This window comes from Devosia sp. MC532 (assembly GCF_016461625.1).
In the GTDB taxonomy this organism is placed as follows: domain Bacteria; phylum Pseudomonadota; class Alphaproteobacteria; order Rhizobiales; family Devosiaceae; genus Devosia.
The window spans coordinates 103,311-126,750 of the sequence record NZ_JAEMNZ010000002.1; the positions used below are offsets into that span (position 1 = coordinate 103,311).

The following is a 23,440-nucleotide window of genomic DNA, read 5'->3' on the forward strand; positions in this document are numbered from 1 at the left end:
TGCCAGTCGGGATTACCCCAAGAGGCCTTCGGGGAGGGTGCCCGCGCTGAACAGTACCTTAGGCTCGTCGTATGTGTCCGCTTCCACGTCGACATCGGCGGAGTAGGCCCAGACCCCAGCGCGCGTTGGAGCGATCCGTTCGGCGGCGGCAATCGCCGCTTCGGCAGTCTTCTTTGCCTGGGGCACATCAGGTTCGAGCTTACGGCCTTTAGCGCGGAAGCCCTGAACGTAATAGAGTGTTGGCATATTGGTCCTCGTGGTTGGCTAACGCCTTACCACGTGTCGGCAGAGATTCCGCGCAGCATTTTCTCCGCGTCAAAAACCGCGAAGCTGGGCAAGACTAGAGCGCGTGAGGTGAGAAGATTTGGTGGGCCCTACTGGATCAAAGAAAACAATAATTTCAATAATTTAGGGTGGGCAATTTTTCCGATACCGTCCGAAATCCCGTCACTTTTTCCAGTGTCGAGACCTATCTGTTTGACTGGTTACGATACCCAGATCGTATCAGATTCTGATGAGAACTACATGCGGTTGCTGGCAAAAATGTTGCTAGAGGCGTCACGTCTTTCGTTATCTAGGGGGCACTCCACTTTGGCGGGCACGCGTTTTAAATTGGTCGTCTAGGTTCCAATCACTAGGCCAACTCACAGGCGAAATATCCCTGATAACTTGTTCTTATGTAGTTTATTCTTTAGCAAAGTAGGTGAGGGAAGTCCGCAGGATTTAGAAAAATACATTCGCTGCGGAAGTATCATTCTGGGGGGGGGAGAAATGCCGGAGCATTCGAGCAAGTTCATAAAGGATCCGATACACGGGTTCGTTGATTTCAATGGTCCACGCGAGAACGAGCTAAAAGACCTACTCTCTAACCCATTTGTTCAACGCCTTCGCCGCGTCAAGCAACTCGGCTTTTCCGATTACGTCTTTCCCTCAGCCGCCCATTCCCGCTTCGCGCACTCGCTCGGTGTCTATCAGATAGCCAAACGGATGCTGATGATCATCGAGCCAGAAGGAGTTAATGGGAAATGGTCGCCTAAGGCCGAAGCGTGCCTGGCTGCGGCGCTGCTGCACGATGTGGGCCATGGCATGTTCAGCCACGCTTTCGAAAAGGCCATGGAGTTCTTTCTTGCGCGCAACGCCCTAGACGCGCAGCGTGCGAAGAGCTTCGCCACCGCTGTGGATCATGAGGAGGTGGGACGAAGAATAATCACTCAATCCTCGCTCGGCGAGGCGCTTACGAAATTCGGCGGCTCCGATTTTCCGGGAATGATCCGTGACATCATTGAGAAGAAGGACAAGAACTGCGTCTACACGTCCATCGTGTCTAGCCAGCTTGATGCCGATAGGCTCGATTACGCGAAACGGGACAGCTATTTTGCTGGTGTATCTTCAGGCGGGATCGACTTGGATTGGCTGCTTCGTAATTTTAAACTAGGCCAGAACGGAGACGCTCAATTTCTCTATGTCGATAGCAAAGCCTATATCTCGCTAGAACAATTCACTGTGACGTTGTTCCACCTCTATCCGACCATCTATCTACATAAGAAGACGAGAGGTTTGGAATTCATGTTCGCCCAGCTCTTAAGCAGGGCTTTTCACATGATCGACAACGATCAGGCTTCGGCCACAGGCCTCTCGGAACAACATCCGTTCGTACAGTTTTTTCGGAATCCGGATGATCTCAGCAAAGCGGTCCTTCTCGATGATACGCTCTTTTGGGGATCGCTCCATCAATTCCGCGAGGCCTCCGATACTGCCATCGGTAACCTCGCAAGGAGGTTGTCGGATCGCAGAATCATGCCGATGATCGACATCTGGAAAGTGGCGGACGACGTCTTGGCCACGCAGTCCACTACAACGAGCATAGCTGCAATATCTCGCGTCCAACTGCTCGAAAGGATCTGTGTGGCTGTCGCAGCAAAGCTACAAAGAGACTGCTCAATTTGGACAGACAGCTGCTACTACGACACCTACAATCGGCCGATCTATAAGCCTAAGGCGGTTGTTGGCGGTGATCCCCAGCAGATCAATGTGTGCGTTGGCGGGCAAATTCTAGATATCGCGTCCATTTCTCCCGTTGTCGCAAGCGCCGCATCATTCAACATTCATCGAATTTATTTTGACGAGGATAAGGTCCCAGACGAAGAAACCTTGAACAAGGCAATCAAAGGTCTGATCGTGGGAGAGCTTAAAGAACAGGGAATTTAAGCCTGTCCTCTGGCGTGAATAATTAATTTTTGGTTGTAGCGAAAAACTCGACGTCTTTTGCATGTCGGGTTTAGTCCGTGAGTAAACCAACCTGAATGGTCACCATTCGGTCGGCAGTCGAGTGGTGGCTTTCAGTTGCGCCGAGATGATCCTTGCAGCGCGGTTCCAAAATGAGTTCATGCCCAGAGTGGGCTCAGATACCTATATATCCATCTCAGCCTTAGTTGCAGACAACATCTAGTTTTCCAGACTGGTGGAAAGTTGGTGTGGTTGCACTTGGTTTCGTGTTTAGGACCCACACCCGCAACCAAGTCAAAATGACCGACCCTGAAAAACACCCCGAATCCCGAGGTTGCTGTATTCGCCTAACTATTTGATGGTTAACGGAATTTCGTGATTTAAGGCGTTGCGGCTTTACTTGCGCAAAAATGGCCTGACGGTATCCGAGGCTCAAAACCTGACGGTATTTTGGCCGTTTCAATGCCGTCAAATGGCTTCACCGGGCCATTTGTGGAGAGCTAAGTTATTGGTTTTATTGGGAAAAATATTTGACCATTTGGTCAAAAAGTGCGGTTGGTGGGCCCACCAGAAACAGTGAGGTGAATAATTTCAATGATTTAGGTCTGTTAAAAGTAGGGGATACCATCGAATCTACCATCGTATTTTTGGCCCAAATAAACCCGTTTCTAGGCGATTCAAAATCAGCTGAAGGCTGCTCACGACCGCTAAAGCCTAAGTTCGATAACGTCCCAATCCCGTCACTTCGCCTACTGTGATTTGGACGGTTTTTCCAATTTTTCGGCTGCGATCTTAGGCGTTACGGTTGTGTCCAATCGCCGCCTCCGAAATACAACTCGTCCAGACGCGAGATGCCTCTCCGAACAGGGCTAAGCCACGAGGCTCGCTGGCTAGCCTGCACCATGTCCAAGCTGATCTTTAGTGCCTTGAGCATGGCGGATAACCCCGCACCGGGCTTCTGCTTCAGGCCGGCAACTGCGCGGCCGAAATGTGCAGCGATACGAATGTCGGTTATTTCCGGGACATTTCCCGAATGTAACGCGGTGATGATATCAACCGACTGGCCGACCGCAGGGCTATAGGCGCTTTGCACGCCCGAGGCGCGAGCTGCATAGAGATCCTTGCGCGCCTGCGGCGCCGCAGTGACCTTGATGTATGCAACGAGCCCGTCACGATTGAGGCCGCACCTATTAGCGAAATAGTGCAATGGCAACCACCCACCATTACCGCCCTCAACCGCACAGCGGATATATTCCTTCGGTTCGTAGGGCGTCTGCTGTTCCAGAAAGTCGTTGAGTAGATCGGTGGGTGTCACAAACCCTCGCCGGATGATCTGGCCTTCGCTATCCACGGCCTGGAGGTCACCCACCAGACGCAGGGCCGGTGAGCCTTCCTTCTCCGTGAACTGGCCTTCACGAATGAATTTGATCTGGTCAATCAATTCCTTGCCGATGGAAAAGCTGCGCGTGCCATCGGCTAATGTTCCATTTGCAAGGTCGGCGATCATAGCATTGTGTGGTCCAAGTCGTAGGAGCTGCTCAATCATCGGCATGATGTTGGCGCGAGCCTGTCTATCCCGTTCATCGAAGATCGCGCGCAGATCACTGTACTTGATCCGCGAGGACTGCCCCTGATAGCGGAAATATATCTCGCCTTCCTTGACGAGGTTGCCTTCATTGCGCACGGCAATGACCGGTCTGGCAGGGTGCTGGTGCACATGCAGGACCCCAATTTTCTTTTCCCCAATCTCAATTGAAACGATATCCACGACAGGGGTTGGGTCAAATGTCGCCTTCAGCCGCTTTGTGAATTCGACAGGATCAGCGTTCTCGAAATCGTCGGTGAGTCCAACCACGTCAAAGCTGCTTTTCCTGCCCTCAGTGCCAACCTGTTCCTTCAAGCCGAAGATTAGATATCCGCCCCGGTTATTGGCGAGCGCTGCCACTGCACGGAGCCACTTATCGCAATGCCTGAAGCCGAAACCTTCTTTGCATTCATGTCGATCACTCTCGCCATGTCTGAAAAACCAAATGCCGTTTGCTTCATAAAACATCCCGCGAAGTGTTGCGGCGCTGACAGGATCGGATACGAGGCCCGCCTCTGATGCCTGCGGCACACTGATGCTTGCACTCACCCCGTCGGGTTCGAATGCTCTCAGGAATGCTTCAAGCTCCTCGTCCGTCGCGGCAGCTATCTCCCCAGAGTTGCTGTAGCTGCCATTGCGGATGCCTGATATCCTGCCGGAGTTGACCGACCTATCCGGTCTGTTGAAAAAGAACTGGATATCCTTGTTCGCCATGCTGCGACGGATCATTGCTTTGATAATTGCAATTTCTTTATCTGATATCGAGCGTGTTCTCATGCACTCAGTGTAGCAGTGATTTCCGACCGTAAAACTGCAACTATATTGATTATTCCACAGGTTTTACTTTAGCAGACCTCGCGCCCGAAAGGGGCTGTAGACCCCAACGCAAATTCCTCCGAACCATCGCTAGTGCCGCATGGCAGATGTCTGTGAAGCCGATCTGTTGGCGGACTTCCGCTGCCCGTCGTCTCATTGCATTCAGTCGCTGCTCGGACGGCAGCTTTCAGGAACTGCAATATGTCATTGAACGTCCAAGATGGGGTCGGCAGTCGAATGGCGGCTTTCATGATACGCCGACTTTCGATTCCGGCGGCGGTTCCACTTGTTGTGTGGATGCTTGGTTAGGGTCGCATATCCGCGGTCTCAGCCTAAAACCCGGTCAACATTTAGTTGCTGGGACTTGGCAAAAATTGCTGTGGTTCCGTGTTTAGGACTCGAACCTGCAACCATGTCGATTTGGGACGCCCCTACGAAGTGCGTAGATTTAGAGGTTGTTGTATTCATGTAACTATTTGATAGTTAACACTTTTTGATGATTTTGGATTGGGCCGCTCTGCGCGCGATTACTTACCGGATATGACTCTGATGGTATCTGAGGAGCGCGAGGCGTTGGCATTTTGCGCGTTTTATACCATCAAATGGTATTTTTCGACCGCTCTGCAAAATGCTAAGCTATTGAATTTGCTGAGTAAAATATTTGACCAAATGGTCAAAAAGAGCAGTTGGTGGGCCCACCAGGACTCGAACCTGGAACCAGACCGTTATGAGCGGTCGGCTCTAACCATTGAGCTATAGGCCCCCATGTGCGTCGCACGGGGATTTTCCTAGTTTGTGTCGGCCTGCGCGGTCAAGGGTGATTGTAGACTTGGCGCGAACTTGTGGGAATAAGTTGGGCAGCAAAGGACGGTCGCCCAAGAGTTTAGTGCTGCAGGACCACAAGTGTTGCTGCGCCCGCAAGCATGGCGCCAGCGGTTTTATTGAGACGACGCAAGGCTTTTTCGCTGCGGAACATGTCGCGGGCGGCTGATGCCAAGGCGGCATAGGCACTGCACACGAGGAGCAGGCAGACGATAACCAGAATGGTCAACTCGACGATGGCGAGGGCGTTGATCTGGCCGAGGGGGACCACTGTAGGCAGAATTGCGAGGTAGAAAATAATGGTTTTGGGATTGCCCATGGTGAGCGAGAAGCCGGCCAAAAAGGTCTTCATGGCGTCTTCTTTTTTCGGACGCATCTGTTCGGAGCCAGGTTTGGCTGTCCAGAATTGATAAGCGATATAAAGCAGATAGGCCGCACCGACCCAGCGGATGATGACGAAGATGGGCGCGAAGTAGGTGGCGAGCGCGGCGAGGCCAAAGATGGCGAAGAAGAAATAGACGAGGTCACCGGCGAGGATGCCTAAGGTCATCGGGATGGCATTTTTGAATCCGCCACCGAGCGCTCTGGCGACCACTGCTGCGATGCCCGGCCCCGGAACAATCAGCGCAATCAAATAGGCAATGGTGAAAGCAAAAAGCGTAAACAGATCCATGGCGGTCATCCAATTATCCAAACATCTCTAGCGCTAGACTTTTGCCTTGCCTAGGGGGAGTTGACGTTTGGCTTGAAGGGGTTATGGTCAGAACGTCGCAACTGGACCGGTAGGTGCCCAATGGAATTTGTCCCGCAAACACGAGTTTTCCCGTTTGCTTTTGAGGACTGTTCCAGCCATGCCTTCCGCTATTACCATCTCTCAGCTGAGCTATTCTGCGCCTGACGGCCGCCAGCTTTTCAATAAAATCGACCTCAGTTTCAACGCCGGCAAGACTGGCATCGTTGGGCGAAATGGTGGCGGGAAGTCCACACTTTTGGGCCTCACGATGGGCACGCTTGTGGAATCCAGTGGCACTGTTGCTGTGCACGGCCGGGTTGCCATGTTGCGGCAGGATGTCGGCGCGTCCGATGGTGAAACCATCATGGATTTGTTTGGCGTCCGCGCGCCGTGGCAGGCGATGCAGAATGCCATTGCGGGTGATGCCGCGCTTGAGGACTTCGACACCATAGACTGGACGCTCGATGCGCGGATCGAGGAAGCTTTAAGCAGCTTTGGTCTCGTGGCTACGGCCGAAACTGTGCTGGCGGAGTTGTCGGGAGGGCAGCGTGTCCGGGCGGCGTTGGCTGCACTCGAATTTTCTCAGCCCGACATCATTCTCCTCGATGAGCCGACTAACAATCTGGACCGCGAGGGACGGGCGGCTGTTTTGCATCTGCTGAAGCGCTGGCGCGGCACGGCCATTGTGGTGAGCCACGACCGCGAATTGCTCGACGAAATGGATACGATCGTTGAGCTGACCGGACTGGGTGCCCGCAGCTATGGCGGCAACTATAGTTTCTATCGGGAGCGGAAGGCGCTGGAGCTGGCGGCGGCGAAGCACGATCTGGATGTGGCGCAACAGCAGAAAGATGATGCCGCGCGGTCGGCGCAGCAGGCCAAGGAGCGGCAAGATCGGCGCAATGCCAGTGGGCGCAAGAGTGCTGCACGGGGCGGTGCGCCCAAGATACTGCTCGGCGGGCTCAAGCGGCAGGCGGAAGGCACGTCCGGCTCGATCGATAAGCTTGGTCAGCGGCAGGCTGCGGCGGCCGATGACGCCATAAGGGCTGCTCGTGAGCAGATCGAAGTGTTGACGCCTTTTGCGGTCAAACTGGCGCCGACCGGTCTGCATGCGGGCAAAGTCGTGTTGCGCGCAAGTGGACTGACGGGAGGCTATATTCCCGATGCGCCCGTGATCCGTGGCTTTGATTTTGAGATGATTGGGCCGGAACAGGTGGCGCTCGTTGGTCGCAACGGGGCGGGGAAGTCGACGGCACTGAAATTGTTGACCGGGGCGCTGCCTCCAGCAGCTGGGCGGGTGGAGGCTTTTGGGCCTGTGGCTATGCTCGACCAACATGTTGGACTGCTCAATCGGGACGAGACGGTGCTGGAGAATTTTCAAAGGCTCAACCCGGACAGTACGATCAATGATGGTCGAGCAGTGTTGGCGGCGTTCAAGTTCCGCAATGATGCAGCACTGCAATCCGTGGGGACGCTCAGTGGCGGTGAGCTGTTGCGGGCGGGGCTGGCCTGCGTGCTCGGAGGCGTGACAACACCGATGCTACTGGTGCTGGATGAGCCGACGAACCATCTCGATATTGAAGCGATAGAGGTGGTGGAGGCGGGGCTGCGCGCGTTTGACGGGGCACTGTTGGTAGTGAGCCATGACACGGCATTTTTGGAAAATATTGGGGTGACCCGGTGGGTGGAGATTGGTGGGTAGAGGGTGGGAGGTTTTTACCCCCACCCTCGGTCCTCCCATTCAAAGGGGATGGAGGCGACGGGGGTTTGCTTGGCATGAAAAAAAGACCCCGATAGAGTGAACTATCGGGGTCTTCATTATGAATGCGAGGCAGATTAAGGCAGGCGGGATAGGCGTTCGGTGAGGAGCGCGTAGAAGCCTTCGGCGTTGCCCGAGCGCAGGTAGAGCGCGTTACGGGGCTTGTCGGTGACGTGCCAATAGTCCGCAACGGTCATGCCGACGGTTAGCTCGGACGCTGTTTCGATAGAGACGTTGCAAACGCGGCCTTCGAACAGCTCTGGCTTCAAGAGGTAGGCGATGACGGTTGGGTCGTGTAGCGGAGCGCCTTCCCAGCCGTATTTCTTGAGGTCGAACTGTTCTGAGAACGTCAGCATGGCGTGAACGGCTGCACCCGACTTATTGCCTAGCGCCTTAATGGCATTGAGGCGGGCAGGGGTGGCCTGGATCATGTGGGTGACATCGAGCGGCTGGATGGTGATCTTGGCACCGCACTTCATCACCAGATCTGCGGCTTCCGGGTCAACATAGATGTTGAACTCGGCGGCAGGCGTGATGTTGCCCACTTCAAAGTAAGCGCCGCCCATCAGGACGATTTCCTGAATGCGCTCAGCGATGGCTGGCTCTTTGACCAATGCCATGCCGATGTTGGTCAGCGGGCCAAGCGTTGCCAGAGTGATGGTCTTGGGCGGGTTGTTCATGATGGTGGCGATGATGAAATCGACGCCGTGCTGCTCCTGCAGCGGAATGGTCGGATCGGGCAGAACCGGGCCGTTCATGCCGGTGTCGCCGTGAACATGTTCGGCAGTGACGAGGGTGCGGCGCATCGGGCGCGAGCAACCAGCGTAGACTGGGACGTCGGTGCGGCCGGAGAGTTCAACGACTTTGCGCGCGTTGATGGCGTTCTGCTTGAGACCGATGTTACCGGCAACAGCGACAATACCCAGAACGTCGAGTTCCTCTGGGGATGCCAGCGCCAACAGAATGGCAACGGCATCGTCTTGGCCGGGATCGGTGTCGATAATAATCTTACGGGACATAGATGGCTTCTCTGAACAAACCGCAGTTTGAGGTCACTTTATCGGATCGCATTGGCGGGGTCGACACACCTCAGAGGGGCAAAGACGGCTTTGACTAAGGTGCTCGCCTAGCGAGAAAAAGCTGTCGAGATCGCGTGTAATTACTTCCCGATTTCTGTGGTCCAATGGCGTTTGCGACTGTATTTGGCCGCTTTTTGAGCGCTTGACGGCTGAACCAGAGAGGCAGAGTTTGCGACCTCTTTTTAGATTGAGGAACGAGAATGGCAGGTGAACTGGCCGGTCACGCAGGCGATGCGGCGAATCATGGGATTGATCTGATCCCAATCGTTGCTCTGTTGGCAGCTGCCGCGATTGCTGTGCCGATCTTCAAGCGATTGGGGCTTGGATCGGTATTGGGGTATCTGGCGGCGGGTCTATTGCTCGGGCCATCGGGCATTGCTCTGATTGCTGACCCAAGTTCGGTCTTGGCCGCCTCGGAACTCGGGGTGGTGCTCTTCCTCTTCATTATTGGCCTTGAGATGGAGCCGTCCAAGCTTTGGGCGTTGCGCAAGCAGATATTTGGGCTTGGCGTGATCCAAGTCGGCTTGTGCGGCGCGCTGCTCACGGGCGTAGGTATTCTGCTCGGCTTTGCGCCCGTCGTGGCCTTTGTGTTCGGCATGGGCTTCGTTCTGACCTCGACTGCGATTGTCATGCAGATTTTGGGGGAGCGAGGCGAACTCAACAGTCCGAGCGGCCAGAAGATGGTTTCCGTTCTGCTGCTCGAGGATCTGGCGATTGTGCCGCTTCTTGGCGTTGTCGCTTTGTTGGCACCACACGAAGAGATCTCGCTGACGACGCGACTGATTTCGGTTGGCGTGGCGGTTGGCGCGATTGTGCTGCTGATTTTCCTTGGTCGTCGCATCATGAACCCGTTCTTCGGCATCCTCTCGCGCGCTAAAGTGCGTGAAGTCATGACGGCTGGGGCGCTGCTTGTGGTGCTCGGCGCGGGGCTTTTGTTCCAACTGAGCGGCTTGTCCATGGCAATGGGCGCGTTCATGGCGGGCGTGTTGCTTTCAACCTCAACCTTTAGGCATCAGCTTGAAGCAGACGTGGAGCCTTTCCGTGGTCTGCTGCTTGGCCTCTTTTTCCTTGCGGTTGGGATGTCGCTCGATCTTGGGATCGTGGGTGAGAACTGGCAGATCATCGCGCTGAGCGTCGTGGCCTATATGCTGGTCAAAGCCGTGGCGATCTATGTCATCGCGCGGGTTTTGAAGTCGGATCATGCCGAAGCGCTAGAGCGCGCGGTGCTGATGGGGCAGGGCGGTGAATTCGCTTTCGTGCTTTATACGACGGCGGTGACAGCAGGGATTATCGACGGTCCGACCAATGCCATTTTCACCGCGACCGTAATCGTCTCGATGGTCCTCACGCCATTTGCCATCATTGCTATGCAGAAGCTTATGCCCAAGCGCGTGCAGTCGCTTGATGGTGTTGAGCTGGCGGATGGCCTGAATGGCAGCGTGCTGATGATCGGCTTTGGCCGGTTTGGACAGATCGCCAGCCAATCGCTGCTGGGCAAGGGGCACAAGGTGTCCATCATCGACAATGATGTCGAGATGATCCAGGCAGCGCAGCCGTTTGGCTTTAAGATCTATTACGGTGACGGAACACGTCTTGATGTGCTGCATGCGGCAGGGGCGGGTAATGCCGATCTCGTGCTGGTTTGCGTCAACAAGAAGGACGATGCGACCAAGATTGCGCAGCTTTTGCGTCATGAATTCCCGCTGGTGAAGGTCATGGTGCGCTCTTACGACCGCGGCCATGCGATCGAGTTGCGCGAGATTGGTGTCGACTTCGAGCTGCGTGAGACGTTTGAATCGGCATTGCAATTTGGTGCTCACGCGATCCGTGTGATGGGTGCGGACGAGATCGAAATCGAAGAGATGATCGAGGGCGTGCGGGTCCGCGATCGTGCTCGATTTGAGGCTCAGGTGTTGGGCGGCGTGACAGCGGGCACGGGCTTGCTGTTGTCGAATGCCGAAGATCAGGCACGAGAAAGCGGAATAGCACCAACGGTTAAGCCTGTCGCTGCAGAGGAGAAAGAAGAGAGGGCCAACTAGCCCTCTCTAGGCGGGCGTTATTAGGGCTTTTCGTGTTGAAAAATAAGTGCAACAGTCAGTGCAGTTCTGAGGGGAACATCGCAATGAATATTGGACTGCGTCATGCCGCAAAAGCCTATTGTTTACGATGCCCCTACGCCGGAGCCACGTGCCACTACTGTTGAAGCGATACAGGCGGAAATCCTTGAGAGGCTGATTTACTCAGTCGGTAAGGACCCGATTGTTGCTCGTCCACATGACTGGTTGCGCGCTACTATCTTGGCGGTGCGCGACCGCGTTATGGATCGTTGGATGGAGAGCTCCCGCGAGACGTGGCGGACCTCCAATAAGCGCGTCTACTATCTCAGCCTAGAGTTCCTCATTGGTCGCCTGATGCGCGACGCGATGAGCAATGTGGGGCTGATGGAGCCTGTGCAAGAGGCGCTCAAGAACCTCAATGTTGACCTTGGCGAGCTGATCAATCTCGAACCTGACGCCGCGCTGGGCAATGGTGGCCTCGGTCGTCTTGCGGCGTGTTTTCTGGAGTCCATGTCATCGGTCGATATTCCGGCCTATGGCTATGGCATTCGCTATGTCCACGGCCTGTTCCGTCAGGAGATGAGTGAAGGGTGGCAGGTGGAGCTGCCTGAAGACTGGCTGACGCACGGCAATCCATGGGAATTCGAGCGTCGGGAAAGCGCCTATGAGGTTGGCTTTGGTGGCAAGGTCGAACCGGTTATGGACCCCGATGGGGAAGTGCGCCAGGAATGGCACCCCAATGAACATTTGCTGGCTGTCGCCTATGATACGCCCATCGTGGGTTGGCGCGGGCAGCGCGTGAATACGCTGCGCCTTTGGAGTGCGCAGCCCATAGATCCGATCCTTCTCGATCGGTTCAATTCGGGCGATCATATTGGTGCGCTGGAAGAGAGTGGGAAGGCGAGTGCGATTACGCGCGTGCTTTATCCCGCGGACTCGACGGCTGCGGGGCAGGAGCTGCGCCTGCGCCAAGAGTTCTTCTTCTCGTCGGCGTCTTTGCAGGACATTGTGCGCCGTCATCGCCAGCAATTTGGTGACTTGGGTTCGCTGCCGGACAAGATTGCGATCCAGCTCAATGATACCCATCCGGCGATCTCCGTTGCAGAATTGATGCGCATTCTGGTCGATGAGAATGGGCTTAAATGGGCTGAGGCTTGGCGCCTGACCAAGGGCACATTTGGCTACACCAATCATACGCTGTTGCCTGAGGCGCTCGAAAGCTGGCCGGTGGCGCTGCTGGAGCGGCTGCTGCCGCGCCACATGCAGATCATCTATCAGATCAACGCTGATGTATTGTCGGAAGCGCGGACACGGGCCAAGTTTACCGATCAGCAGATTGCTGCTGTGTCGTTGATTGACGAGCATGGTGGCCGTCGCGTGCGCATGGGTCAGCTGGCGTTCGTGGGTTCGCACTCGATCAATGGCGTGTCGGCGCTGCATACCGATCTGATGAAGCAGACCGTGTTTGCGGACCTCCATAAGCTTTATCCCGAGCGCATCAATAACAAGACCAATGGGATAACCCCGCGCCGCTGGCTGATGCAGTGTAATCCTGCACTGACCAAGCTGTTGTCGGATCGGATCGGGCCTGAGTTTTTGGATCGTATTGATGCGCTTAAGGCGCTCATCCCTCATTCTGAGGACCCAGGGTTCCAGACCCAGTTTGCGGCGGTCAAACGCGCCAATAAGGAGCGGCTGGCCAAGGTCATCAAGGACCGGATGAATATTGTGGTGTCGCCGGACGCGATGTTCGACGTGCAGATCAAGCGTATTCACGAATATAAGCGCCAGCTGTTGAACATCATTCATGCGGTGGCGCTGTATGATGAAATCCGGGCGCATCCGGAGCGGGAATATGTGCCGCGCGTCAAGATTTTCGCCGGTAAGGCCGCGCCGAGCTATTGGAACGCCAAGCTGATCATCAAGCTGATCAATGACGTGGCGCGGGTGATCAACCATGATCCGGCGGTGCGCGGGCTGCTCAAGGTCGTGTTTATGCCGAACTACAACGTCAGCTTGGCTGAAGTGATCGTCCCGGCAGCGGATTTGTCCGAGCAGATCTCGACGGCGGGGATGGAGGCATCGGGCACCGGCAATATGAAGTTCATGGCCAATGGTGCGCTCACCATCGGGACGATGGACGGCGCTAATGTCGAGATGCACAAGGAAGTTGGCGACGACAATATCGTCATCTTCGGCATGACAGCGGACGAAGTTGCTGAGAAACGCTCGCGGGCGGAAGTGCCTCGGTCGGCGATTGTCAAATCTCACGCGCTCAAGGAAGCGCTGGAGTCGATCTCGTCCGGCGTGTTCTCGCCTGATGATCCGCATCGCTATCGTGACCTGATCGGCGGGCTTTATGACCATGACTGGTTCATGGTGGCGCGCGACTTCGATGCCTATGTGGCGGCGCAGGCGGAAGTGGATGCGATCTGGAAGGATCGTGCGCGTTGGAATGCTATCGCCATCCGCAACACGGCCAGTGTTGGTTTCTTTTCCTCGGACCGAACCATTCGGCAGTACGCGTCGGAGATTTGGGGAGTGGCAACGAAATAAATGCTGGCTTGGCGTCAGTAAGAATGAACACATAGCACTATGCAGCGTTAGGCTCGGGTCGGATTGGACGGTCGTGATGAGGGGAAGCGCGTGAGCTTGGGTAAGGAAGTCTGGCAAGCCGAGACACATGAGGTCGAAGCCATTGTTGCCGGTCGGCACAGTGACGCTTTCGGCTTTCTCGGCCTGCATCAGATTGAAGGTGCGTGGGTATTGCGTGCTTTTGTGCCCAATGCGGAAACGCTGACTGCTTATACGCTCGATGGCGCTGAGCTTGGTCATTTGATCCCACGTCATGGTGCGGGGTTCTTTGAGGGCAAGGTTGCGATCGATACCCCGCAACCGGTCCGTTATCGGGCCAAGAACGCGGGCGGGGAGTGGGACGTTTACGACCCCTATACGTTCGGGCCAGTGCTGGGGCCAATGGACGACTATTATATCGGAGAAGGCACGCATTTGCGGCTCTTCGATAAGCTCGGCGCGCATGAGATGGCGTTTGAGGGCATTCACGGAACGCATTTTGCTGTCTGGGCGCCCAATGCACTGCGCGTTTCGGTCGTTGGTCCGTTCAATGAATGGGACGGGCGGCGCAACCCCATGCGCAACCGCGGGGGCATTTGGGAAGTGTTCATCCCGGTGCTCGGGACGGGGACGATCTACAAGTATGAGATCGTTGGGCCAGACGGCCAAATCTTGCCCCTCAAGGCAGATCCGTTTGCGCGGCAGGCCGAGATGCGCCCCAAAAATGCATCGGTTGTGCCTGATCCGACGCCGTTCGTTTGGACGGACGCGCAGTATATGGAAGAGCGCAAGGCCAAGGATTGGCGGCGCGCCCCGATGTCGATTTATGAGGTGCACTTAGGCTCGTGGCGGCGGCGGCCGGATGGCGGCTTTTTGAGCTATGACCAATTGGCCGAACAGCTTGTGCCTTATGTGGCGGACATGGGTTACACCCATATCGAAGTGCTCCCGATCTCTGAGCATCCCTATGATCCGAGCTGGGGTTATCAGCCGACGGGGCTCTATGCGCCAACGGCGCGTTTTGGCGATCCGGCAGGGTTTGCGCGCTTTGTGAATGCGGCGCATGAGGCGGGACTTGGGGTGATCCTCGATTGGGTGCCAGCCCATTTTCCGACCGATGAATTCGGGCTCGCCAATTTCGATGGCACGGCGCTGTACGAACATGCCGATCCGCGCCAAGGGTTTCACCCTGATTGGAACACGGCGATCTATAATCTGGGGCGCAAAGAGGTTTCGGCTTTCCTCACCAATAATGCGCTCTATTGGTTTGATCAGTTTCATATCGACGGGCTGCGGGTCGATGCGGTGGCCTCGATGCTTTACCTCGATTACTCGCGTGAGCCGGGGGAATGGGTGCCCAATGAGCACGGTGGCAATCAGAACCTTGAGACGGTGGCGTTTCTGCAGCGGGTGAATGCCGAGGTCTATCGGCAGTTTCCCGGTGGGTTCATGATCGCCGAGGAAAGCACCAGCTGGCCGGGCGTGACGGCGCCGACCTATGCCAATGGGCTGGGCTTCGGCTTCAAATGGAACATGGGCTTCATGAACGACACGCTGCGCTATATGAGCCGCAGCCCGGTGCATCGTAAGTTCCACCATGCCGATATGACCTTCGGCATGGTCTATGCCTTTAGCGAGAATTTCGTTTTGCCGCTGAGCCATGATGAGGTGGTGCATGGCAAAGGGACATTGCTCGAGAAGATGCCGGGCGATGACTGGCAGCAATTTGCCAATCTGCGCGCTTATCTGGCGTTCATGTGGGGTCATCCGGGCAAGAAGCTTTTGTTCATGGGCCAAGAATTTGCTCAGCGCGCCGAGTGGAATGAGAGCAAGGCGCTCGACTGGTATCTGCTCGATCAGCCCAACCATGAGGGGATGCGCCGGCTGATTGCCGATTTGAATGCGGCCTATCGGAGCCTGCCCGCATTGCATGAGCGGGACTGCGAGCCCGAGGGGTTCAATTGGGTGATCGGCAATGATCAGCAGAATTCTGTTTTGGCCTGGGTGCGCAAGGCGCCAGGGGCAGACCCGGTTTTGGTAATCACCAATCTCACTCCCGTACCGCGCACCGGATACAAGGTGCCGCTGCCAGCTGCAGGCAGATGGGTCGAACGGATCAACACCGATGCTGGCTGGTACGCTGGCAGCAATACGGGAAATCATGGCGGCGTTGAAGCGCGGGCCGTGAAGGGGCAACACTGGCCTGCGGAGGCCGAACTTTATCTGCCCCCGCTGGCGACGCTTTTCTTAAAATTCGAGCCCGAATGAAGGGCTGTGTTTGAGTAGCGCCCGGTGGCGTTTACCGGGCTTGAGGAGGGAGACTACTATGGCTGAATATCGGGTCCCGTCGCCTTTAGCTCGTGAGGCGATGGCCTATGTGCTGGCTGGGGGGCGAGGCACGCGGCTTATGGAATTGACGGATCGCCGCGCTAAGCCAGCTGTGTACTTTGGCGGCAAGTCGCGCATCATCGATTTCGCGCTGAGCAATGCGATCAACTCCGGCATCCGCCGCATTTCGGTGGCGACGCAATATCAGGCCCATAGCTTGATCCGCCACTTGTCGCGCGGTTGGAACTTCCTGCGCACGGAGCGTAACGAGAGCTTTGACGTGCTGCCCGCATCGCAGCGCGTGGCGGAGGACATGTGGTACGCTGGCACGGCCGACGCCGTGTATCAGAACATGGACATCATCGAAGATTATGGTGCGCGCTATATCGTCATTTTGGCGGGCGACCATATCTACAAGATGGACTATGAAATCATGCTCCGTCAGCACGTCGATACCGGCGCTGATGTGACCATTGGTTGCCTCGAAGTGCCGCGTATGGAAGCCCAGGGCTTCGGCGTGATGCGCGTTGATGGGCGCGACCGCGTGGTCGATTTCGTCGAAAAGCCGAAGGACCCGCCGGGCATTCCGGATCGCCCAGACATGGCGCTGGCCTCCATGGGGATTTACGTGTTTGAGACGCGTTTCCTGATGGAGCAATTGCGTCGCGATGCGGCGACGGAAGGGTCAAGCCGCGACTTCGGCAAGGATATCATTCCTTACATCGTCAAGAACGGTACGGCATGGGCGCATCGGTTCAATCGCTCCTGCGTCCGCTCGAGCAATGAGAAGGTCGCCTATTGGCGTGACGTGGGTACGGTCGACGCCTATTGGAAGGCCAATATCGATCTGACCGACATCACCCCGCAGCTTGATCTTTATGATCGTGACTGGCCGATCTGGACCCACGCCGAAATCACCCCGCCAGCCAAGTTCGTGCATGATTATGACGGGCGTCGGGGCTCGGCGGTGAATTCGCTGGTGTCAGGGGATTGCATTATTTCAGGCGGGCATGTGCAGCGCACGCTGTTGTCCACCGGGGCGCGCGTTCATTCCTATTCGGTGCTTGATGAGGCGGTGGTGCTGCCCTATTGCGAAATCGGGCGGAATGCTCGCTTGCGCAAGGTGGTTATCGACCGCGGCGTGAGTGTTCCCGAAGGACTTGTCGTGGGCGAAGACCCGGAATTCGACGCCAAGTATTTCAGGCGAACTGAAGAAGGGGTCACGCTCGTGACGCAGGCCATGATCAACAAATATCTGGCGGATCGATGATCGAAGTTCTCTCGGTCACGGCGGAGATCTATCCGCTGATCAAAACGGGCGGGCTGGCGGACGTCGCCGGCGCGCTCCCTGCCGCTTTGGCCGACCAAGGCGTGACCATGCGCACGCTGGTGCCGGGTTATCCAGCCATTATGGCGAAGATGACCGATGGTCGGGTCGTGGCCAGTTTCGACGATTTGTTTGGCGTCAAGGCCAAGCTCATCGCCGGGCGGGCGGCTGGGCTCGATCTCATCGTTATCGATTCGCCAGCGCTTTATGACCGACCGGGGAACCCCTATCTCGGGCCTGAAGGCTGGGATTGGCCGGATAATTGGAAACGCTTTGCGGCCCTGTCTTGGGTCGCGTCGGAGCTGGGCGCGGGACTGGTTGAGGCCTATCGCCCGCAAGTCATCCATTGCCATGATTGGCAGGCAGGTCTTGTTCCGGCCTATGTGAAGTTCGGTGCGGCATCGTCCGTTAAGACCGTGATGACCGTTCACAACATGGCGTTTCAGGGCAATTTCGGTGGCGAAATTTTCGGCCAGTTGCGCCTGCCGCCTCATGCTTTTGCCGTCGATGGCGTCGAATACTATGGCGGCGTGAGCTATCTCAAAGCGGGCATTGAATGCGCTGACTTTGTGACCACTGTTAGCCCGAGCTATGCCGCTGAAATCCGTACCCATGAGTTTGGCATGGGGCTTGAGGGCATTCTCAATAATCGCCCATCGACGGTGGACGGCGTGCTCAATGGCATTGACCTTGAGGCTTGGAACCCGGCGACGGACGCGGCGCTGACGCAGAATTATTCTGCCAACACGCTCCAGTATCGAAAGGCGAATAAGACCAAGTTGCAGGAGAGCTTTGGCCTCGACAAGAGCGATGGGCCGCTGTTCGCGGTGGTGTCGCGCCTGACCTGGCAGAAGGGCATCGACCTGATCGCCGCCAATATCGATATGATGGTGGCGGCGGGGGCGCAGCTGGCTGTGCTGGGCTCGGGAGAAGTGGGGCTGGAGAACGCTATTCGGGCTGCCGCGCAGCGCCACCCGGGAAGGGTCGGGCTCGTGACCGGCTACAACGAAGCGCTCAGCCATCTCATTCAGGGCGGGGCCGATGTGATGATGGTTCCCTCACGGTTTGAACCCTGCGGTCTGACCCAGCTCTATGCGCTGCGCTACGGATGTATTCCGCTAGTGGCGCGTGTGGGCGGTCTCAATGATACCGTAATCGACGCCAATGTGGCGGCGCTCTCCGCCGATGTTGCGACGGGCGTTCAGTTTTCGCCGCCGAGCGAAGGGGCATTGGCAAACGCCATCCGCCGCACGCTGGCGCTCTACGCCGATGAAAAATCTTGGAAGAAAATGCAGAAGCGCGGGATGAAGTCGGAGGTGAGCTGGCAAGCAAGCGCACGCCGCTACGCCCAACTCTACGCTTCGCTGATCGGATATAAGCTCGATGACAATTCAGACGATTAAGACAACGCCGTATCAGGATCAGAAGCCGGGGACGTCCGGGCTGCGCAAGCGGGTCACCGTCTACAGCCAACCGAACTATGTCGAGAACTACATTCAGGCGATCTTCGATAGCCTTGAAGGTTTTGCAGGGCAGACGCTGGTGATCGGTGGGGATGGTCGTTTTTACAACGACGTCGCCATTCAGAAGGCGATCCGCATCGCGGCGGCAAATGGCTTTGGCAAGGTGCTTGTCGGGCAGGGCGGTCTGCTCTCTACCCCGGCAGCAAGCCATGTTATCCGCCACTATAAGGCTTTTGGCGGCCTCGTCCTGTCCGCTTCGCACAATCCGGGCGGGCCGGATGGTGACTTCGGCATCAAGTACAATATTGGCAATGGTGGTCCGGCGCCGGAGAAGATTACCGACGCGGTTTATGCGCGCTCGAAGGTGATCGACAGCTATAAGAGCGTCGACGCGGCGGACATTGATCTCGGCACGATTGGCACCCAGAAGGTGGGTGACATGGTGGTGGAGGTGATCGATCCGGTCGCCGACTATGCCAAGCTGATGGAGAGCCTTTTCGACTTCGACGCGATCCGCGCGATGTTCAAGGGCGGCTTCCGCATGACTTTTGATGCGATGTCGGCGGTGACTGGCCCCTATGCGCACAAGATCATTGAGGACATGCTGGGTGCGCCCAAGGGCACGGTTATCAATGGTACGCCGTCGCCGTCGTTTGACGACGGGCACCCCGATCCGAACCTTGTGTACTGTAAGGACATGCATGACCTGCTGATGACCGATGCAGGGCCAGATTTTGGTGCGGCTTCAGATGGTGACGGGGACCGTAACCTCATCATCGGCAAGAAGCGGTTTGTCACGCCTTCGGACTCGCTGGCGCTGCTGGCGGCCAATGCGCATTTGGCGCCGGGCTATAAGAAGGGCATCGCGGGGATTGCACGCTCCATGCCGACGAGTGCGGCGGCGGATCGTGTGGCCGATAAGCTCGGCATTGAAATGCATGAGACGCCAACGGGCTGGAAGTTCTTCGGCAATCTGCTTGATGCTGGCCGCGTGACCATCTGCGGGGAAGAGAGCGCCGGAACCGGCTCGGATCATGTTCGCGAGAAGGATGGCCTTTGGGCTGTGCTGCTGTGGCTGAACATTCTTGCCGTGCGTAAGCAGGGCGTCGATGAGATCGTGCGTGAGCACTGGAAGACCTACGGCCGCAATTATTACACCCGTCACGACTACGAAGAAGTTGATGCTGGGATTGCCAACACGCTGGTTGATGATCTGCGCGCCAGGCTGCCGGGTCTTGTCGGTCAGGTATTGGGCGATGATCTGCAGGTCGCCTATGCCGATGACTTTAGCTATCTCGATCCTGTCGATGGTTCGACCAGCGCCAAGCAGGGTGTGAGGATCGGTTTTACGGAAGGGTCGCGATTGGTCCTGCGTTTGTCAGGAACCGGGACCGTTGGTGCTACGTTGCGTCTCTATATTGAACGCTATGAGGCAGCCGATGGAAACCACGATCTCGACACTCAAGTCGCCCTTGCAGAACTTATCGGGATCGCAGATGCCATCGCAGGAATCCGGAGCCGAACTGGACGGGACGCTCCCACCGTTATCACCTAATCTGGCTCTCGCATCGAAGCCTGAACTGGTGCCGGGTGCTGGTCGTATCGAGCACCTGGGCGCAACCGTGACCGCTGACGGAGTGAACTTTGCCGTTTACTCCGAAAGCGCCACGGCGATCTGGGTTTGTCTGTTCAATGAACTGGACGAAGAGATCGAGCGCTTTGAGCTTGATGTTCATCAGGACAACATCAGGGCGGCATTGATCGCCAATATTGGACCCGGAGCGCGCTATGGCTTGCGCGCTGACGGGCCTTATGAGCCCGATCAGGGCTTTTTCTTCGACCCCAACAAGCTGCTCGTTGACCCCTATGCGCGGATTTTAGACCGCGTTTTCGTGCGCTCGCCAAAGCTACGTCTGGAACGAGACGAGGCTGTGGATACCGCGCCTCTGGTGCCGAAAGCGATTGTGCCGGGGGCGAGCAATGAGCCGGCTGTGCCACGCAAGAAGGCGCCGAGCCTTTATTACGAACTCAATGTTCGTGGCTTCACCATGCGCCACCCCAGCGTGCAGGGACCGTTGCGAGGCACTATTGCGGCGCTGACGACCAAGTGGGTGGTCGACCATTTCAAGCACATCGGCGTTGATACGATCCAGCTTATGCCGACAGCGGCCTGGATTGATGAAGGGCACCTTCCGGCGCTCGGGCTGACCAATGCCTGGGGCTATAACCCCGTGGCCTATTTTGCCGTTGATCCGCGCCTCGCGCCGCGTGGGCCGCAAGAGCTGCGGGTGATGACGGACACCTATCGCACGGCCAATATCTCGGTGATCCTCGACGTGGTCTATAACCACACCGGGGAGGGTGACCAGCAAGGCCCGATCCTCTCGATGATGGGGCTAGATCCGCAGACCTATTATCGCTTTGTCGAAGTCGATGGGAAGAAGCACCTCGTCAATGACACCGGCACGGGCAATACGCTGCGCTGTGACCATCCGGCGGTGCAGCGGCTGGTGATCGACAGCCTGCGTTACTATGTCGAGGAATGCGGGGTTTCCGGCTTCCGCTTTGATCTGGCGACGGTACTGGGCCGCGATCCGGGCTTTAACCCGGAAGCGGAGATGCTGCGCAAGATCAAGCAAGATCCGGTGCTGTCCAAGTGCATTCTGGTGGCTGAGCCGTGGGATCCGGGTCCGGGTGGCTATGCGGTGGGTCAGTTCGGCAAGGAGTTTGCCGAGCATAACGACACTTATCGCGACGAAATCCGTGGCTTCTGGAAGGGCGAGAGCCATGCCTTGGGCGCGCTTGCCGGGAAGGTTTCCGGCTCGGCTGAGATTTTTGACGTGGCGGGGCGCAAGCCGAGCCATGGGGTCAATATGCTGGCCGTGCACGACGGGTTCACGCTGCGCGATTTGGTGAGCTACCACGACAAGCACAATGAGGCGAACGGGGAAGAGAACCGCGACGGGCACAGCCATAATCTGTCGTGGAACTGCGGCGTCGAAGGCGAAACGGACGATGCAGGGATTATCGCGGCGCGGAAGCGCGATGTGCGAGCCATGCTGGCGACGCTGTTCTTCTCGCGCGGCGTGCCGCTGATCCAGCAGGGCGATGAGATGTATCGCACCCAGCATGGCAATAATAATGCCTATGCGCAGGACAATGAGATCACCTGGGTTGATTGGGACAATGTTGACGGCGACCTCGTGAACTATGTCGCCGCGCTCAATCATTTCCGCCGGGATCACGTGGCCATCCATCACGACCACTTCCTGACCGGCCACGACAAGAATGGCGTGCGCGATGTGGTGTGGATGCACCCTGATGGTCGTGAGATGAATGAGGGCGACTGGAACGACAGCAGCGCTTCGGTTCTCGGCCAGCATTTGCGCCATAAGGATGATGAGGTCGTCATCTGGTACAATCGCAAGATTGAACCCGTTGTCGCCCACATACCAGACGGCGAGTGGGCGGTGGGTATTCAGTCCGATACGAATGCGGATGTGCCGTTTTCAGGCGCTACGGTGACCCTGCCGCCGCGTTCGGTGGTGGTGCTCGTTCGGCCCGCCGCAGGCTAATCAAGCACTTCGATCATGCCCAAGCCCGCGTAGAACTTCTGCGCGGGTTTGTTTTTGCGTTCGACCTTGAGGTCAACGTGAGAGAGGCCGCGCGCGGCGAATAGCGCGAAGGTTTCGGCCATGAGCAAGGTGCCGATGTTCTGACGGCGATACTCTGGGGCCACCACGAGGTCTTTGACGAAGCCTGAGGTCCAGCTTTGGATATAGCCGGCGACCGTGCCGTCTGGTCCGACCGCGACAAGCGCTAATGCGGGATCGTATTCTTCGTCGGTAGAGAGCGCTGCATACCACGCTGAGCAGGGCTTTGCGATGTCGCGGAAGGTGGCCTTGAGGAGCTTATGGACTGCCTCGGGAGGGACTTGGGACAGCGTCGCCTTTACGAGGCCCGTCGGCCAGATGGGCGCGGGAAGGGGAGCGATCAGCGCCTTACGCAATCTGAGGTAGGGCGCTGCGCTTGTCATTACTCGGCTGCCTCGGCGGTGAAGCCGCCGTGCTTTTCGATAAAGCCGATGATCTGGTCGAGGCTTTCGCGGCGCAGGAGGTCTGTGAAGACGTAGGGGCGACCGTCGCGGATTTTTTGCGTGTCGCTGTCCATCACCGCAAGGCTGGCGCCGACATAGGGCGCGAGGTCGGTGTGGGTGATGACCAAGAGGTCGGAGCGCGAAATGGCGGGGCCACCCTTGCGTGGGATCTTTTCGCCTTGGGCGACGGAGATGACGTAGATGGTGAGGTCCGCAAGATCGGGTGAGAAGGTTGCCGCGAGGTTGTCGCCGCCACTCTCGATTAGAATGATGTCGAGATCGGGGAATTTTTCGTTCAGCGCGTCGATTGCGGCGAGGTTGAGCGAGGCGTCCTCTCGGATAGCGGTGTGCGGGCAGCCACCGGTTTCAACGCCAACGATGCGATCCTCGGAGATGGCCTGCGCCCGGGCGAGGATCAGCGCGTCTTCTTGGGTGTAGATGTCATTGGTCACGACTGCCATGGAATAGCGGTCGCGCATGGCCTTGAGGAGCATCTCGCACAAGGTGGTTTTGCCCGAGCCTACCGGTCCACCAATACCAATGCGAAGGGGACCGTGTAGGCTTTTGGACATTGG

General features: G+C 57.0%; 15 protein-coding genes and 1 tRNA gene. 9 read left to right on the plus strand and 7 right to left on the minus strand.

Going from position 1 to position 23,440, the window contains the following annotated elements; genetic code table 11:
- Positions 1-12: 12 nt before the first annotated feature.
- The gene (locus JHC09_RS03510; protein WP_169195093.1) at positions 13-246 is read right to left on the minus strand and encodes a hypothetical protein; all 234 of its coding nucleotides are present in this window, start codon (positions 244-246) and stop codon (positions 13-15) included.
- A 525-nt stretch (positions 247-771) separates the two neighbouring features.
- Here JHC09_RS03510 and JHC09_RS03515 point away from each other — a divergent pair.
- Positions 772-2,208 (plus strand): HD domain-containing protein, encoded by a 1,437-nt coding sequence (locus JHC09_RS03515; protein ID WP_199530841.1) that lies wholly within the window; start codon positions 772-774, stop codon positions 2,206-2,208.
- An 817-nt stretch (positions 2,209-3,025) separates the two neighbouring features.
- Here the strand turns inward: JHC09_RS03515 and JHC09_RS03520 are convergent.
- From JHC09_RS03520 to JHC09_RS03530, 3 genes are all read right to left on the minus strand, one after another.
- Positions 3,026-4,588, minus strand: a complete 1,563-nt coding sequence (locus tag JHC09_RS03520) for an ATP-binding protein (RefSeq protein WP_199530842.1) — start codon at positions 4,586-4,588, stop codon at positions 3,026-3,028.
- Between the two features lie 726 nt (positions 4,589-5,314).
- Positions 5,315-5,390: transfer RNA gene (locus tag JHC09_RS03525), tRNA-Ile, on the minus strand.
- 120 nt (positions 5,391-5,510) lie between these two features.
- Positions 5,511-6,131: a LysE family translocator gene (locus JHC09_RS03530; protein WP_199530843.1), complete on the minus strand. Its 621-nt coding sequence runs from the start codon at positions 6,129-6,131 to the stop codon at positions 5,511-5,513.
- Between the two features lie 169 nt (positions 6,132-6,300).
- On the opposite strand from JHC09_RS03530, the gene JHC09_RS03535 reads away from it, so the two are divergent.
- Positions 6,301-7,884, plus strand: coding sequence for an ABC-F family ATP-binding cassette domain-containing protein (locus JHC09_RS03535; RefSeq protein WP_199530844.1), 1,584 nt, complete (start codon positions 6,301-6,303; stop codon positions 7,882-7,884).
- Between the two features lie 134 nt (positions 7,885-8,018).
- Here JHC09_RS03535 and JHC09_RS03540 read toward each other — a convergent pair whose 3' ends face one another.
- Entirely contained in the window at positions 8,019-8,960 is a 942-nt protein-coding gene (locus tag JHC09_RS03540) for a nucleoside hydrolase (protein ID WP_199530845.1), read from the minus strand.
- Between the two features lie 260 nt (positions 8,961-9,220).
- Between JHC09_RS03540 and JHC09_RS03545 the strand changes: the two genes are divergently transcribed.
- From JHC09_RS03545 to glgX, 7 genes are all read left to right on the plus strand, one after another.
- A complete protein-coding gene (locus tag JHC09_RS03545; protein WP_199530846.1) occupies positions 9,221-11,059 on the plus strand; it encodes a monovalent cation:proton antiporter-2 (CPA2) family protein in 1,839 nt (612 codons plus the stop codon).
- 102 nt (positions 11,060-11,161) lie between these two features.
- Complete coding sequence (locus JHC09_RS03550) at positions 11,162-13,633, plus strand: glycogen/starch/alpha-glucan phosphorylase (RefSeq protein WP_199530847.1); 2,472 nt, start codon at positions 11,162-11,164, stop codon at positions 13,631-13,633.
- 90 nt (positions 13,634-13,723) lie between these two features.
- Entirely contained in the window at positions 13,724-15,919 is a 2,196-nt protein-coding gene (gene glgB, locus JHC09_RS03555; RefSeq protein WP_199530848.1) for a 1,4-alpha-glucan branching protein GlgB, read from the plus strand.
- Between the two features lie 58 nt (positions 15,920-15,977).
- Entirely contained in the window at positions 15,978-17,249 is a 1,272-nt protein-coding gene (gene glgC, locus JHC09_RS03560) for a glucose-1-phosphate adenylyltransferase (protein WP_169195100.1), read from the plus strand.
- The gene (gene glgA, locus JHC09_RS03565) at positions 17,249-18,709 is read left to right on the plus strand and encodes a glycogen synthase GlgA (RefSeq protein ID WP_199530982.1); all 1,461 of its coding nucleotides are present in this window, start codon (positions 17,249-17,251) and stop codon (positions 18,707-18,709) included. Before glgC ends, glgA begins: the two co-directional genes overlap by 1 nt.
- Positions 18,690-20,324 (plus strand): alpha-D-glucose phosphate-specific phosphoglucomutase, encoded by a 1,635-nt coding sequence (locus JHC09_RS03570; RefSeq protein ID WP_199530849.1) that lies wholly within the window; start codon positions 18,690-18,692, stop codon positions 20,322-20,324. The genes glgA and JHC09_RS03570 overlap by 20 nt, the downstream gene beginning before the upstream one ends.
- The gene (glgX, locus tag JHC09_RS03575) at positions 20,209-22,344 is read left to right on the plus strand and encodes a glycogen debranching protein GlgX (protein ID WP_248308871.1); all 2,136 of its coding nucleotides are present in this window, start codon (positions 20,209-20,211) and stop codon (positions 22,342-22,344) included. Before JHC09_RS03570 ends, glgX begins: the two co-directional genes overlap by 116 nt.
- Here the strand turns inward: glgX and JHC09_RS03580 are convergent.
- Complete coding sequence (locus JHC09_RS03580; protein WP_199530850.1) at positions 22,341-22,805, minus strand: GNAT family N-acetyltransferase; 465 nt, start codon at positions 22,803-22,805, stop codon at positions 22,341-22,343. The genes glgX and JHC09_RS03580 overlap by 4 nt on opposite strands.
- Positions 22,805-23,437 carry an urease accessory protein UreG gene (ureG, locus tag JHC09_RS03585; protein ID WP_199530851.1) on the minus strand — a complete coding sequence of 211 codons (633 nt, stop codon included), beginning with the start codon at positions 23,435-23,437 and terminating at the stop codon, positions 22,805-22,807. The genes JHC09_RS03580 and ureG overlap by 1 nt, the downstream gene beginning before the upstream one ends.
- Positions 23,438-23,440: the final 3 nt, after the last annotated feature.

Excerpts from the sequence above, each read along its gene's own strand:
- JHC09_RS03510 (WP_169195093.1), bottom strand. The coding sequence starts at position 246 with ATGCCAACACTCTATTACGTTCAGGGCTTCCGCGCTAAAGGCCGTAAG.
- JHC09_RS03515 (WP_199530841.1), top strand. The coding sequence starts at position 772 with ATGCCGGAGCATTCGAGCAAGTTCATAAAGGATCCGATACACGGGTTC.
- JHC09_RS03520 (WP_199530842.1), bottom strand. The coding sequence starts at position 4,588 with ATGAGAACACGCTCGATATCAGATAAAGAAATTGCAATTATCAAAGCA.
- JHC09_RS03530 (WP_199530843.1), bottom strand. The coding sequence starts at position 6,131 with ATGACCGCCATGGATCTGTTTACGCTTTTTGCTTTCACCATTGCCTAT.
- JHC09_RS03535 (WP_199530844.1), top strand. The coding sequence starts at position 6,301 with ATGCCTTCCGCTATTACCATCTCTCAGCTGAGCTATTCTGCGCCTGAC.
- JHC09_RS03540 (WP_199530845.1), bottom strand. The coding sequence starts at position 8,960 with ATGTCCCGTAAGATTATTATCGACACCGATCCCGGCCAAGACGATGCC.
- JHC09_RS03545 (WP_199530846.1), top strand. The coding sequence starts at position 9,221 with ATGGCAGGTGAACTGGCCGGTCACGCAGGCGATGCGGCGAATCATGGG.
- JHC09_RS03550 (WP_199530847.1), top strand. The coding sequence starts at position 11,162 with ATGCCGCAAAAGCCTATTGTTTACGATGCCCCTACGCCGGAGCCACGT.
- glgC (WP_169195100.1), top strand. The coding sequence starts at position 15,978 with ATGGCTGAATATCGGGTCCCGTCGCCTTTAGCTCGTGAGGCGATGGCC.
- JHC09_RS03570 (WP_199530849.1), top strand. The coding sequence starts at position 18,690 with ATGACAATTCAGACGATTAAGACAACGCCGTATCAGGATCAGAAGCCG.
- glgX (WP_248308871.1), top strand. The coding sequence starts at position 20,209 with ATGGAAACCACGATCTCGACACTCAAGTCGCCCTTGCAGAACTTATCG.
- JHC09_RS03580 (WP_199530850.1), bottom strand. The coding sequence starts at position 22,805 with ATGACAAGCGCAGCGCCCTACCTCAGATTGCGTAAGGCGCTGATCGCT.
- ureG (WP_199530851.1), bottom strand. The coding sequence starts at position 23,437 with ATGTCCAAAAGCCTACACGGTCCCCTTCGCATTGGTATTGGTGGACCG.